This window comes from uncultured Cetobacterium sp., from assembly GCF_947039425.1.
GTDB lineage: Bacteria > Fusobacteriota > Fusobacteriia > Fusobacteriales > Fusobacteriaceae > Cetobacterium_A.
On the sequence record NZ_CAMQYW010000027.1, the window covers coordinates 1 to 13,561 of the forward strand.

The following is a 13,561-nucleotide window of genomic DNA, read 5'->3' on the forward strand; positions in this document are numbered from 1 at the left end:
TTAACAAAGTTTATGGTTGAAAGTGTAGATTTATAATTGTAAAAAGGGGAGAGAATCTTGAAAAAAATATTTAAAGTTGCTATAATAATGTCACTAACTTTTCTAATTATAAAATTAGAAAGTGAGTTTAAAAACAAATCAATTTTTAATATATCTCAAGTTGTTATTTCTCAAACATCCCCAACATTGTCTATAGATTTAGAAAAAGTAAAACAAGAACTTTTAGGTAAAAATATAAACAATATTGATTTGAAAGAATTGAAAGAAAAACTATTAAAAGATGTAAGAATAGAAAATATTAATATTGAGAAAAAAAACATAAATAAAATTAAAATTGACGTAGAAGAAAGAAAAAGTGAATTTTATGTACAGTATAAAGATAAATTATATACAATGTCTAAAGATGGAGTTGTTTTTGGAAGGATAGACGAGTATCCTAAACAAAGTATGCCAATATTAAATTTGAAAGATTCTAAAAATAAAGATAGACTAATATTGATTTTGGAAAAAATTAAAGATTTAGATTTTTTAGATGAAATATCTCAAATATATGTGATTAATAAAAATTTAGTTTGTTTAGTGTTAGTAGATGGAACAAGAATAAAAACAAATATAAATGTGACAAGAGATAAATATAAGATAGTTATGAATTTATATAATGAATTAAAAAAGAATGAAAAAATAGAATATATAGATGCTAGATTTAAGGATATTTTTATAAAAGAGGAGGAGGGGAATAATGCAAGATAATATAGTAAAATTAGCTTTGGACATTGGAAACGCAAAAATAAAATTGATTTTAGGAGAGTTAAGTACAGAAGGACTAAAATTAAAAGTTTTAGACTATGTTGAAGTTCAAAGTGAAGGAATAAAAAGATCTATAGTAGAAGATTCTGATCTTTTAGAAAAAAGCCTAAAAAAAGCATTGAATGAATTACAGGAAAGAAATGCTAAAGATTTTTTCAAAGTATCTTTAGGAATTAGTAGTGATAGAATAGTATCGAAAACAGATCATGCTACATTAGATTTTGAAGAAAAAGAGATAACAGCAAAAGATATGTATAATTTAATAGATGAAGTTAAGAGGAGTTTATTAAGTGAAGATGAAGTTGTAATAGAACAAGAGGCTTATAATGTAAGAGTGAATAGTTCGGGAATATTAAAAAATCCAATTGGGCAAGTGGGGAAAAATATTCAAGGAGATATTCATTTAATAACTATTAAGAAATCTGAAATAGAGAAAATGATAGAAGTTGTGAATAAGGTTGGATTAGAAGTTGAGGATATATATTTAAATGCGTCAGCATCAGCTAAAGCAACTTTAGATCAAGAGGATAAGCAAATGGGAGTTGCCTTAATTGATATAGGAGAGGGAGCAACGGATATTGCAATTTATAAAAATGACAAAATAATATATACAAAATCTTTATCTATTGGTGGAATGCACTTTATTAATGATATTAGTTATTTGAAGCAAATACCTAAAAAAGAGGCAAAAGAGATTTTAGAAAAACTAAGAAAAAAAGAGTATTCAAATGGTGTTATAAAAGTTGGAGAAAAAGAGTTCAAGATTGATGATATAAAAAATATTATTGATGCAAGAACAGGAGACTTAATATCTTTTATAAATAAAACAATAGAAGAATCTGGATTTAATGGTTATTTAGGAAAGGGACTTGCTTTTACTGGTGGAGCAGTAGCTATTGATGAAATATTTAGTAAGGTTGGAAATAAAATGGAATGTGCTGTTAGAAAGGTATCTCCTTTTCCAATGAGAGGGCTTGAAAATGTAAATCCTTCAATGTCAACAGTTATAGGGATACTATTAAATAAATTAGAGTATGAATTTAAAAAGAGAAATGAGAAAATAGTAGAAGAAGATAAAGTAGTTGTGGAAAAAGAAGAAGTTGTAGAGGAACATATTGTATCACAAGAAAAAATAGATACTATATTTTTACAAGAGGACTTTGAAGAGGATTTTGAAAAAGAAGAAGAAGAAACAACAGGGGCAATACATAAAATAAAAAAATGGATTTCTAATTTTATATAAGACAAGGGAGTTGTGAAAATATGTTTAATAATGAATGTGAAGTGAAGATAAAGGTAATAGGAGCAGGAGGAGCAGGAGGAAATGCTTTAAATGATATGATAGCAGCAGGAGTGTTAGGAGTTGAATATATTGCAGCAAATACAGATGCTCAAGATTTAAATAACTCTCTAGCTGATATTAGAGTTCAATTGGGAGAAAAATTAACAAGAGGGCTTGGAGCAGGTGCAGATCCAGAAGTGGGGAAGCAAGCAGCAGAAGAAGATGTTGAAAAATTAAGAAGCTTATTAGAAGAAACAGATATGTTATTTATAACTGCAGGAATGGGTGGAGGAACAGGTACAGGTTCTGCTCCAGTTATTGCAAAAATAGCAAAAGAATTAGGTGTATTAACAATAGGAATAGTAACTAGACCTTTTTCATTTGAAGGAAAAAAAAGAAAGCAAAATGCAGATATAGGATTAGCTAACTTAGAAAAACATGTTGACTCTTTAGTTATAATACCAAATGATAAATTATTTGAATTACCTGAAAAAACAATAACTTTACAAAACTCTTTTAAAGAAGCAAATAATATTCTAAAAATAGGAATTAAAGGGATTGCAGATTTAATGATAGGTAGAGGATTAATTAACTTAGACTTTGCTGATATTAAAGCTACAATGTTAAATTCTGGAGTGGCTGTTTTAGGATTTGGAGAGGGAGAGGGAGAAAATAGAGTTGCTAAAGCTACAGAAAAAGCATTATCTTCACCTTTACTTGAAAAATCAATTATGGGAGCTAGTAAAGTTCTTATAAACATAGCTGGATCATCTAATTTAGGATTAATGGAAGCACAGGCAATTGCAAATATAGTTAAAGAAGCTGCTGGAAAAACAGCAGAAGATATCATGTTTGGAATTACTGCTGATGAATCTTATGGAGATAAAATTCAAGTAACAATAATAGCAAATAGTTTTGGGGATGAAACTGAAAAAACTGAATCTTTTATAAATGTAGAGAAAAAGCCAGAAACAGTAAAAATAGAGGAATCTAATGATATTAGAGATGATTTAGACCTACCTCCATGGATTAGAGCTGGTAAGAGTAACTAAAACAAAAACTTGTAAATTTATTTATTTTATGATATTATAAATAATACCCTGCTCAAAATCATAAGAGCATTTTTGTGCGTATTTTGGGCTAAAACCATAGGGAGGAGGTAATAAAATGAAAAAGTATGAATTAATGTTCATCATCAACCCAACTATATTAGAAGAGGGAAGAGAAGCAGTAATAGCTAAAGTTAATACTATATTAACTAACGCTGGAGCAACTATCCTTAAATCTGAAAAGTGGGGAGAGAGAAAACTTGCTTATCCTATCGATAAGAAGAAAACAGGATTCTACGTACTAACTACTTTAGAGATGGACGGTACTAAGTTAACTGAAGTTGAGTCAAGACTTAACATAACTGAAGAAGTTATGAGATACATGACTGTTAAAATTGACTAATTAAAACTAAGGAAAACGTTTACGTTTATTCTCAAATAAGGAGGTTATCAAAATGGCAGAATTCAGAAGAAGAAGAGCTAAATTAAGAGTTAAAGCTGAAGAGATCGATTATAAAAATGTAGATCTTTTAAAAAGATTTATTTCTGATAAAGGAAGAATCAATCCTTCTAGAGTAACTGGAGCTAACGCTAAGTTACAAAGAAAGATAGCTAAAGCTATTAAAAGAGCAAGAAACATTGCACTTGTACCATATACAAGAGTAGAGAAGTAAAAAATATGAGGTTGAAGATTAATCTTCAACCTCTTTTTTCTTTTTTGTAAATAAATTTCAAATTTATTTACAAAAATAAAAAAAAGACATGCTTTTAAATAAGCTGTCTTTTTTTATTAGGCATTATTTGCTTAATATTTTGCTAAGTCTAGCACTTAAAGTATCTGCATTAGCCTTAAGAATTTGCATAATTTCAACTTCGTTAGAACCTTTTAAAGATTTAAGAGTTTTAGTACAAACTTTAACTTTAACAGCAACACCGTTGATTATGATTTTAGTTGTTTGAAGATTTGGTCTCCAGATTCTGTTACTTACTCTATGTGAGTGAGAAACTTGACATCCGAAAGTAATTCCTTTTCCAGTAATTTCACATCTTTGCATTCTATTACACCTCGCTTTCATTATAAACATGCAAATAATTATACCATTCTGTAAAGAAAAATTCAAGTGATTTTTTAAAATTGTTGGGAATAGTTTATAAATAAAATTAAATATGGTATAATAATAAGGAAAAATAAAAGAAAAAGGTGATGAATGATGAATATTCACAGTTATAAAGTTTTAGAATTTAAAAAACTGAGAGAAGAGTTGGCACAATATATGGCAATAGAAGAAAATCATAATAATGTATTACATCTAGAACCTTTTAAAGAGGTAAACTCTTTAAGAAGAGAGCTTGAGATAGTAAATGATTTTATGGATTTTTTAAAGTTCGATGGTGGTTTTGAATCTAATGGAATGTTAGATATTACAAATATAACAAAAAGAGCTCAATTAATGGGAATTTATTTAGATACAGAAGATTTATGGGCACTGAATATTAATATTAGACTTTTTAGAATATTTAAAGGTAGATTAGAAGGATTAGATAAATATAAAGAATTAAAAAATAGATTTGCGAATATTCCTACTTTAAAAAATATAGAGGATTTAATAAATAAAGCTATTGATCCAGATAAAAATATAAAAGATGATGCTTCAATAGAGATTAGAGAATTAAGAAATCAGAAAAAAAATATGGTGGCGAATATTAAAAGAAAATTTGATGAAATATTTTCAAATCCTAATTATTCAAAGGCTATTCAGGAAAAGATTATAACAACAAGAGATGGAAGAAGCGTAATACCTGTTAAAACTGATTTTAAAGGGGTTTTAAAAGGAATAGAGCATGATAGATCATCAAGTGGGTCAACAGTGTTTATTGAGCCAATATCAATAGTTTCTTTAAATAATAAAATGAGAGAATTAGAAGTTAGAGAAAGAGAGGAAATTAGAAAGATATTACTTAGACTTTCTGATCAAGTTAGATTAAATACAGAGGTATTAGATGAGATAGGATCAGCTATAATGTATTTAGATATGTTAAATGGAAAATCTCAATATGGATTAGATAAAAAATGTTCAATAGTTGAAATAAATAATAAAGAGATGGTTTCACTTGTAAATGCAAGACACCCCTTTATTGATCCAAAAGTGGTAGTTCCTTTAACTTTTGAAATAGGAAGAAAGTATAATACACTTCTTATAACAGGACCGAATACAGGTGGGAAAACAGTTGCTTTAAAAACAGCAGGACTTTTAACATTAATGGCATTATCAGGAATACCAATTCCAGCGGATGATAAAACAAGCATTGGATTTTTTAATGGAGTATATGCAGATATTGGTGATGAGCAAAGTATAGAACAATCATTATCATCATTCTCAGCACATTTAAAAAACATTCAAGAAATTTTAACAAATGTAACAAAAGCTTCGTTAGTTCTTTTGGATGAATTAGGTTCAGGAACAGATCCAATGGAGGGATCAGCTTTTGCAATGGCAGTGTTAGATTTCTTAAAAGATAAAAAATGTAAATCTCTTGTGAGTACTCACTATAGTGAAGTTAAGGCTTATGGATATAATGAAGAGGATATTGAAACAGCATCAATGGAGTTTAATGTAGAAACGCTGTCTCCTACATATAAGTTTCTTTTAGGAGTACCAGGAGAAAGTAATGCATTAACAATTGCAAAAAGACTTGGAGTATCTGAGCAAATTATAGAAAGAGCTAAAACTTACATTAGTGATGAAGATAAAAAAGTAGAAAAAATGATTTTAAATATAAAAGATAGATCATTGGAACTTGAAAAAATGCAAGAAGAAGTAGAAGAATTAAAATTAAAAGCTAAAAATGATAAAGAGGAATATGAAGAGAAACTAAGAGTTTTAGAAAAAGAAAAAAATCAAATTTTAAAATCTGCTTATGAAAAAGCTGATAAAATGATGAGTGAAATGCAAAATAAAGCAGCAGCTTTAGTTAATAAAATCCAAAAAGAAGATAACACTAAAGATGATATGAAATCTGTTCAAAAAAGTTTAAATATGCTTAGAACATCTTTACAAGAAGAAAAAATAGAAACTGTTAAATCGAAAGCTAAAGTTGCTAGAAAAATAGAATATAAAGCTGGAGATAGAATTTTTGTAAATAGTATTAATCAATTTGCAATAGTTAATAAAATTAATTTAAATAAAGAAACTTTAAATATCCAAGCAGGGATTTTAAAACTTGAAATATCGATGGATGATGTAAAAGTAGTTAAAGAGGCTAAGAAAAAAGAGTATAGACCAATAAATGCTCACACAAAAACTAGAGTTAAATCAGAGATTGATTTAAGAGGGAAATTAGTTGATGAGGGAATATATGAGTTAGAAACATATATGGATAGAGCCTTAATGAATGGGTATAGTGAGATATATGTTATTCATGGAAAGGGAACTGGAGCATTAAGAACTGGAATTATGGAATTTTTAAGAACATCTAGATATGTAAAAGATTATAGAACAGGTGGACATAATGAAGGAGGATTGGGATGTACAGTGGTGACACTGAAGTAAAAAATGTAACGTTAATACTTGCAGCCGCGGGTGTTGGAAAAAGGATGGGGCTGGATTATCCTAAACAATTTTTAAAGATTGATGGAAAAGCTTTATATATAAAATCATTGGAAGTTGCTGAAAAATCAATTTTTGTAAAAGAAATTATAATTGTTACAGGGAAAGATTTTATAGAAAGCATAAAAAATGAGTGTAAAGAGCATAAGTTTAAAAAAGTAATTAAAGTTATTGAAGGTGGTTCTGAAAGACAACATTCTATAAAGAAAGCTTTGGATTTATGTTCAGAAGATTCGATAATATCAGTGCAAGATGGAGTAAGACCATTTTTAAAAGAAAGATATTTTAAAGAATCAATAGAAATATTAAATAAAAATAAGGATATTGCAGGAGTTGTTGTAGGGGTTCCCGTTAAAGATACAATAAAAAAAATAAACTCTTTAGGAGTAGTGGAATCTACTCCTAAAAGAGATGAATTATTTGCAATACATACTCCTCAAACTTTTAGAGGAGATATATTAAAAAGAGCATATAAAAAAGCAGAAGAAGATATTTATTTAGGAACTGATGATTCCTCTTTAGTGGAAAGAATTGGAGAGGAAATAAAACTTTTACTTGGAGATTATGATAATATAAAAATAACAACAGTGGAAGATTTGAAATATCTTTAGAATGGAGGAAATATGAAGATTTTTTTAGCACAGATAAAGCCATATTTAGGAAATGTGTCAAAAAACTTAGAGTTAATGATTGAAATTATAAAAAAACAGATAGAAGAGAAGAATGAAGTTGTTATTTTTCCGGAATTATCTTTAACAGGGTATCTTTTAGAAGAGATGGTTTATGATGTTGCTATAAGTAAGGTACCTAATGAGTTGCTTGAGTTATCAAAGGACATATCAATAATATTTGGTGCGGTAGAATTAGGAGAAGATTATTATTACTATAACTCAGCATTTTATTTAGAAGATGGAGAGGTAAAACATACTCATAGGAAAATTTATTTGCCTACTTATGGATTATTTGATGAAGGTAGATATTTTAAAGAGGGAACTAGGATTAGAGCCTTTGAAACTAAATATGGGAAAGTTGGAATGTTAATATGTGAAGATGTATTTCATTTAACAAGTTCATATATACTAAGTGAAGACGGAGCAAATATTATCTATGTACTTGCTAATAGTCCGTTGAGAATGAGTGATAAAGGGATAGAGATACAAAATATATGGGAATCAATAGGAAAAGCTTCAACAGTAAGTAATACTAATTTTTGGATAGTATCGAACAGAGTAGGAGTAGAAGATGGAGTTACTTTTTGGGGTGGAAGTTTTGCTATTAATCCAAATGGAGAAATTATAAAAAAACTTAAAGTTTTGGAAGAGGATGGAGCAGTTGTTTCTATAGAGTTTAAAGAATTGTCAAAAGCAAGAGTTGCTGGATCAGGTAAAAATGTAAAACTCGACTTAGTTTTAAATGAGTTAAACAGAATTAAACAGAATAGATAGAATGAAGAGGAGAGCCATGAATAAAAAGACAAAGTTTACTTTGGTAGTTTTTATCTGTTTTGTTGGGTTATCAATATTTTTTTATAAAAGTAAAGAAAATCCTAGAGTTTATCTAAATAATAGAGTGAATTTAGCATATATTAATGAATCTATAGATACAGATAATTTTAATGAAGTAATTCAATTGATGGAAAAGTCAGATATTCCTGTTGATGGTAAAATAAAAAAAATATTAAAACATTTAAAAGGATTATATATAATTTCAGATAGTAATTTTGTTTCTAGAAAGAAAAATCCTGTTGGTATTTTGAATTTTGGATATTTATATCCTATATTTTCTTTTGAGATAACTAAATATTTTGATAAAAGAGAAGAATTTTATGAATTAAAAAAAGAATATAGTGATAAGTATTTAAAAGGAACATCTCTGTTTTTAAGAGAGGAAAGAGGAAACTTTTTAATAGCTAGAAGAATTAAAGATATTGAAGAAATTTTAAGAAATGAAAAATATATAAGTTTAGATTTTATTAAAATATTAAATAGAGATTCTAAAAATAACTTGGGAATAGTGGTTGTAAATTTAGGGAAAAATCCATTGGGTGGATTTAACGAATTAGTTTTAACAGGAGATGTAGAAAAGAAAGATATTATTTTTAAATCAATAATAGGTGGAGAAAATGATATAATTAAAAGTTTTAATAAAATAACTGATGATGGATTAAGCGGAGAAAGAACTTTAAAAAGAAATAGACTCTATTTAAGAACCTCTAGAGAAAATGAGTTAAGATCTTTTTTCTTTTTTTTAAATTATTTTTTTAGAAATAGTATGTTAGATGATATTTTTTCTAAGGTATATATAAATAGTTCTAAGAATTTAATAGGACATGTAGGAAAAGATTTTGAAAAAACTACAATAAAGGATAATCAATTTTTATATGGAGATATAGATGTAAAAATATCTAAAATAGATAGTGTAGCTAAGTTGAAATTAGTTGGAATTGCAAATGAAAATAAATTGACTATAAAAGGAACAACAAATAAATCGGTAGTAATTAAAATGTTAAAAGAGATAAAATAGGAGGAGCCATGATAAAGATATACAACACCTTGAAAGGTGAACTAGAAGAGTTTAAACCACTAAAAGCAGGAGAAGTTTCTATGTATGTATGTGGTCCCACAGTATACAACTATATACATATTGGAAATTCAAGACCGGCAATATTCTTTGATACAGTAAGAAGATATTTTGAGTTTAGAGGATATAAAGTTAAATATGTTCAAAACTTTACAGATGTAGATGATAAAATGATAAAAAAAGCTAATGAAGAGGGAGTAACTCTCCAAGATATAGCTAAGAAATATATAGATGCATATTTTGAGGATACTTCAAAGGTTAACTTAAAAGAAGAGGGAATGATAAGACCAAAGGCAACTGAGAATATTGGAGAAATGATAAAAATTATAAAAACATTAATAGAAAAAGATTACGCTTATGAATCTCAAGGAGATGTTTATTTTAATATTGAAAATTATAAAAAAGAGTATGGAGAGTTATCAGGACAAAGTATTGATGACTTACAAAGTGGAGCTAGAATAAATATATCAGAAATCAAAAGAAATCCACTTGATTTTGCTCTTTGGAAAAAAGCAAAAGATGGAGAACCTTATTGGAACTCTCCTTGGGGAAAAGGTAGACCAGGATGGCATATAGAGTGTTCAGCAATGTCTAATAAATATTTAGGATCAACATTTGATATTCACGGCGGAGGTCAAGACCTAATATTCCCACATCATGAAAATGAAATAGCTCAATCAAAATGTGGAACAGGTGGAGAGTTTGCAAGATATTGGATACATAATGGATATATTAATATAAAGGGTGAAAAGATGTCAAAATCTTTAGGAAATTTCTTTTTATTAAGAGAAGTTTTAGAGAATTTTGAAGGAAGAGTAATAAGATTCTTTATACTAAGTGCACATTATAGAAAACCTATTGATTTTTCTGATAATGAATTAATTCAAAGTAAATCAGGTCTTGAAAGAATAGAAAATGCTATTTCAAGAGCAAAAGAAAGATTAGCAGAAAAAGTTTCTAATGAGGGTGAAAATTTAGAAAGTTTAAAAGAAAGTTTAGAAAATACAAAAGATAAATTTATAAAGGTTATGGATGAAGATTTTAATACTGCTGGAGGAATTGGAGCTATATTTGAAATTGTAAAAGACTTAAATAAAGCTTTAGATGAGGAAAAAATATCAGCTAAAGGATTAGAAATAATAGAGGAAACTATAGAGTATATAAGAACAGTGATGGAAGATGTACTTGGAGTTCTTTTAAAAGTGGAAGTACAAGTTGGAAATATGACTAGTGAGTTAGTTGAGTTTCTATTAGAATTAAGAAGAGAAGCTAGGGATAATAAAGATTGGGATTTTTCAGATAAAGTTAGAGATAGATTACAAGGAATGGGAATAAAATTAAAAGATGGGAAGGATAAAACAACATGGTCAATTTAAATTTAAAAGAAGCTAATGGATTAGTATTAGCTTATTTAGGGGATGGTGTTTGGGAACTTTCCGTAAGAACATTTTTCATAAATAAAGGATATAATATTAGAAACTTAAACAAATTAGTAAAAGAGCATGTAAATGCAAAGGCTCAAAGTAAATATTTAAAAAATATAATGGATACTTTAAGTGAGGAACAATTAGCATTGGTAAATAGATCAAAAAATAGTAATATAAAAACTTTTCCGAAATCTTGTACAGTAATGGAATATAAAGAAGCAACAGCTTTTGAAGCTTTAATAGGAGCATTATATACAGAGGGAAAAATTGATGAAATACAAAATATAATAGAAAAAAACATAGGATAAGGAGTGATATCTGGTGGGATTTAAGTTAAAGTTACCTGGGTTTAGCAGAAGTATAGGAATAGATTTAGGAACAGCAAATACATTAGTATATAGTAGAAAGCATGGAAAAATAATACTAAATGAGCCTTCAGTTGTTGCTGTTGAAAGAGAGAGTAGAAAGGTATTAGCTGTTGGAAATGAAGCAAAAAATATGTTAGGTAAAACTCCTGATTCTATTGTTGCTGTAAAGCCTTTAAGTGAGGGAGTAATTGCTGATTATGAAATAACTGAAGCAATGATAAAATATTTTATAAAAAAATCTTTTGGTAAATTCTCTATGTTTATGCCAGAGGTTATGATTTGTGTACCTATTGATGTAACAGGAGTAGAAAAAAGAGCTGTGCTTGAAGCAACTTTATCAGCAGGAGCAAAAAAAGCATATTTAATAGAGGAAGCAAGAGCAGCAGCACTTGGATCAGGAATAGATATTTCAGCACCAGAAGGAAATATGATTGTAGATATTGGCGGTGGATCTACAGACGTAGCTGTAATATCTTTAGGTGGAACAGTTGTAAGTAAAACTATACGAACTGCTGGAAATAACTTTGATATGGATATTATAAAATATATAAAAAAAACACATACACTTTTAATTGGAGATAGGACAGCAGAAAGTATAAAAATGCAAATAGGAACAGCAATTCCTTTAGAAGAAGAAGAGATTATGACAATTAAAGGAAGAGATTTGATAACTGGATTACCAAAATCAGTAACAGTTGGATCAGAAGAAATAAGAGAGGCTATTATGGATTCTCTTATGGAAATTGTAACTTGTGTTAAAGATGTTTTAGAAAAAACTCCACCAGAATTAGCAGCAGATATTATTGATAGAGGAATAGTTATGGCTGGAGGGGGATCTTTAATAAGATGCTTCCCAGAGTTGATAGCTAAACACACATCTTTAAATGTGAAAATAGCAGATAATCCTTTAGAAAGTGTTGTTAAAGGTGCGGGAATGGCTCTTGAACAAATTAATATTTTAAGAAAAATAGAAAAGGCAGAAAGATAATGTTTAAAGATATTGTGTCTAATGATTTAGTAAAAGAATTTTTACAAAAAGAGTTGGATTTTAATAGAAAAGCAGGAACATATCTATTTTATGGAGTTGATAATGGACTTTTAAAAAGATTTGCAAAAGCTTTTGCAAAGGGATTAAATTGTTCAGAATTAAAAAATGATTTTTGTGGAAAATGTGAAAATTGTATAAGAATTGAAAGTGAAACTCATGGTGATTTAGAAATACTAGAAGATCCTTCAGGAATAAAAGTTGACAGTATAAGAGCTCTTGCGTATAAAGATTCAATAACATCATATGAAGGTAAAAATAAAATATATATTATTAATAATATAGAAAAGATGAGAAAAGAAGCGGCCAATGCACTATTGAAAATGATAGAAGAACCTAATGATGGAAGTTTCTTTATTTTACTATCAGGAAGTTTAAATATTTTACCCACTATAAAATCTAGAAGTATTTTAATAAATATAAAATCTCAAACAAAAGAAGATTTAGAAGTTTCTCTTGATGAATATAGTTTTTTTCAAGGGAAAGCACTTGAGATTGAAAAATTTAAAGAAAGAACAGATATAGATTTAGAGGAAGTATCTTCATATGAAAATATTGGAGAAAATTTAAAAAAATGGTTAGATACAGAGGATTTAATATATAAAGTTGAAATATATAAAAACATTAGAGATTTTATGAACATTAGAGAGTATTTAACATTAGTAGATAAAAGTTATTTTATAGAAGAAATTTTAAAAAATAGTGGAAATAGAGAAGATATTAAACTTATATTAGATTATTCTATTAATTTAATTGATAAAAAAAGTAAAAAATTAGAAGAGATATTAGAAATAAAAAATATAATAAAAACACCAATAAATTTAAAAAATTATTTAACGATATTTTTTAATAAAATTTAAAAGTACCTAAATTACAGGTGCTTTTTTATTGGAATGCAAGTGTTCTAAAAAAGGAAAAAGATAAATTTCTTGTTGACTTATTTTATAAGTAGGAGTAATATTGTCTTGTAGTTAAGCACACTACAGAAAATGATATTAGAATTTTCTACAGGAGGAAAATAACATGGCAATTAAAGATTTTAAAGGAACACAGACAGAGAAGAATTTATGGGAAGCTTTTGCAGGAGAATCAATGGCTAGAAATAAATATACTTATTTTTCAAGCCAAGCTAAAAAAGATGGATTTGTTCAAATTTCAAGAATATTTGAAGAAACAGCTCATAATGAAGAGCAACATGCTAAGATTTGGTTTAAATATTTAGAAGGTGGATCAATAAAATCAACTTTAGAAAATTTAAAAGAAGCAGCAGCTGGTGAAAATTATGAATGGACTAGTATGTATGCAGGATTTGCTAAAACAGCAAAAGAAGAGGGATTTGACGATTTAGCTAATCTTTTTGAAGCTGTAGGAAAAATAGAAAAAACTCATGAAACA

At 27.8% G+C, this 13,561-nt stretch carries 15 protein-coding genes; 14 read left to right on the forward strand and 1 reads right to left on the reverse strand.

What is annotated here, in order from left to right; translation table 11 throughout:
* Positions 1-57: 57 nt before the first annotated feature.
* The 5 genes from Q0V09_RS03155 to rpsR all read left to right on the forward strand — a co-directional run bounded on the left by Q0V09_RS03155 (position 58) and on the right by rpsR (position 3,812).
* Positions 58-750 carry a cell division protein FtsQ/DivIB gene (locus tag Q0V09_RS03155; protein ID WP_297404635.1) on the forward strand — a complete coding sequence of 231 codons (693 nt, stop codon included), beginning with the start codon at positions 58-60 and terminating at the stop codon, positions 748-750.
* Positions 740-2,050 carry a cell division protein FtsA gene (gene ftsA, locus Q0V09_RS03160; protein ID WP_297404637.1) on the forward strand — a complete coding sequence of 437 codons (1,311 nt, stop codon included), beginning with the start codon at positions 740-742 and terminating at the stop codon, positions 2,048-2,050. The genes Q0V09_RS03155 and ftsA overlap by 11 nt, the downstream gene beginning before the upstream one ends.
* A gap of 20 nt (positions 2,051-2,070) precedes the next feature.
* Positions 2,071-3,141 (forward strand): cell division protein FtsZ, encoded by a 1,071-nt coding sequence (gene ftsZ / locus Q0V09_RS03165; RefSeq protein ID WP_297404639.1) that lies wholly within the window; start codon positions 2,071-2,073, stop codon positions 3,139-3,141.
* 115 nt (positions 3,142-3,256) lie between these two features.
* Positions 3,257-3,541, forward strand: coding sequence for a 30S ribosomal protein S6 (gene rpsF, locus Q0V09_RS03170; RefSeq protein ID WP_297404640.1), 285 nt, complete (start codon positions 3,257-3,259; stop codon positions 3,539-3,541).
* A gap of 52 nt (positions 3,542-3,593) precedes the next feature.
* On the forward strand, positions 3,594-3,812 hold the full coding sequence (gene rpsR / locus Q0V09_RS03175; RefSeq protein WP_297404642.1) for a 30S ribosomal protein S18: 219 nt from the start codon (positions 3,594-3,596) through the stop codon (positions 3,810-3,812).
* Between the two features lie 123 nt (positions 3,813-3,935).
* On the opposite strand, the gene rpmB is transcribed toward rpsR, so the two are convergent.
* Positions 3,936-4,193: a 50S ribosomal protein L28 gene (gene rpmB / locus Q0V09_RS03180; RefSeq protein WP_297404644.1), complete on the reverse strand. Its 258-nt coding sequence runs from the start codon at positions 4,191-4,193 to the stop codon at positions 3,936-3,938.
* 156 nt (positions 4,194-4,349) lie between these two features.
* On the opposite strand from rpmB, the gene Q0V09_RS03185 reads away from it, so the two are divergent.
* From Q0V09_RS03185 to Q0V09_RS03225, 9 genes are all read left to right on the forward strand, one after another.
* Complete coding sequence (locus tag Q0V09_RS03185; protein WP_297487114.1) at positions 4,350-6,689, forward strand: endonuclease MutS2; 2,340 nt, start codon at positions 4,350-4,352, stop codon at positions 6,687-6,689.
* Positions 6,665-7,357, forward strand: coding sequence for a 2-C-methyl-D-erythritol 4-phosphate cytidylyltransferase (gene ispD, locus Q0V09_RS03190; RefSeq protein WP_297404648.1), 693 nt, complete (start codon positions 6,665-6,667; stop codon positions 7,355-7,357). Before Q0V09_RS03185 ends, ispD begins: the two co-directional genes overlap by 25 nt.
* 12 nt (positions 7,358-7,369) lie before the next feature.
* Positions 7,370-8,191, forward strand: a complete 822-nt coding sequence (locus tag Q0V09_RS03195) for a nitrilase-related carbon-nitrogen hydrolase (protein WP_297404650.1) — start codon at positions 7,370-7,372, stop codon at positions 8,189-8,191.
* Positions 8,192-8,207: 16 nt separating this feature from the next.
* Positions 8,208-9,269, forward strand: coding sequence for a hypothetical protein (locus Q0V09_RS03200; protein WP_297404652.1), 1,062 nt, complete (start codon positions 8,208-8,210; stop codon positions 9,267-9,269).
* Positions 9,270-9,277: 8 nt separating this feature from the next.
* Positions 9,278-10,702: a cysteine--tRNA ligase gene (gene cysS / locus Q0V09_RS03205; RefSeq protein WP_297404654.1), complete on the forward strand. Its 1,425-nt coding sequence runs from the start codon at positions 9,278-9,280 to the stop codon at positions 10,700-10,702.
* Complete coding sequence (locus Q0V09_RS03210; protein ID WP_297404656.1) at positions 10,690-11,061, forward strand: ribonuclease III domain-containing protein; 372 nt, start codon at positions 10,690-10,692, stop codon at positions 11,059-11,061. The genes cysS and Q0V09_RS03210 overlap by 13 nt, the downstream gene beginning before the upstream one ends.
* A 13-nt stretch (positions 11,062-11,074) precedes the next feature.
* Positions 11,075-12,109 (forward strand): rod shape-determining protein, encoded by a 1,035-nt coding sequence (locus Q0V09_RS03215; protein WP_297404658.1) that lies wholly within the window; start codon positions 11,075-11,077, stop codon positions 12,107-12,109.
* Entirely contained in the window at positions 12,109-13,026 is a 918-nt protein-coding gene (locus Q0V09_RS03220; RefSeq protein ID WP_297404660.1) for an ATPase, read from the forward strand. The genes Q0V09_RS03215 and Q0V09_RS03220 overlap by 1 nt, the downstream gene beginning before the upstream one ends.
* 163 nt (positions 13,027-13,189) lie before the next feature.
* The coding region (locus tag Q0V09_RS03225) for a rubrerythrin family protein (protein ID WP_297487117.1) at positions 13,190-13,561 on the forward strand (372 nt) is incomplete at its 3' end.

Bases quoted from the DNA above. Each gene is read 5' to 3' on its own strand.
- rpmB (WP_297404644.1), bottom strand. From the start codon at position 4,193: ATGCAAAGATGTGAAATTACTGGAAAAGGAATTACTTTCGGATGTCAA.
- ftsA (WP_297404637.1), top strand. From the start codon at position 740: ATGCAAGATAATATAGTAAAATTAGCTTTGGACATTGGAAACGCAAAA.
- Q0V09_RS03195 (WP_297404650.1), top strand. From the start codon at position 7,370: ATGAAGATTTTTTTAGCACAGATAAAGCCATATTTAGGAAATGTGTCA.
- rpsF (WP_297404640.1), top strand. From the start codon at position 3,257: ATGAAAAAGTATGAATTAATGTTCATCATCAACCCAACTATATTAGAA.
- Q0V09_RS03185 (WP_297487114.1), top strand. From the start codon at position 4,350: ATGAATATTCACAGTTATAAAGTTTTAGAATTTAAAAAACTGAGAGAA.
- cysS (WP_297404654.1), top strand. From the start codon at position 9,278: ATGATAAAGATATACAACACCTTGAAAGGTGAACTAGAAGAGTTTAAA.
- Q0V09_RS03200 (WP_297404652.1), top strand. From the start codon at position 8,208: ATGAATAAAAAGACAAAGTTTACTTTGGTAGTTTTTATCTGTTTTGTT.
- ftsZ (WP_297404639.1), top strand. From the start codon at position 2,071: ATGTTTAATAATGAATGTGAAGTGAAGATAAAGGTAATAGGAGCAGGA.
- Q0V09_RS03220 (WP_297404660.1), top strand. From the start codon at position 12,109: ATGTTTAAAGATATTGTGTCTAATGATTTAGTAAAAGAATTTTTACAA.
- rpsR (WP_297404642.1), top strand. From the start codon at position 3,594: ATGGCAGAATTCAGAAGAAGAAGAGCTAAATTAAGAGTTAAAGCTGAA.
- ispD (WP_297404648.1), top strand. From the start codon at position 6,665: ATGTACAGTGGTGACACTGAAGTAAAAAATGTAACGTTAATACTTGCA.
- Q0V09_RS03210 (WP_297404656.1), top strand. From the start codon at position 10,690: ATGGTCAATTTAAATTTAAAAGAAGCTAATGGATTAGTATTAGCTTAT.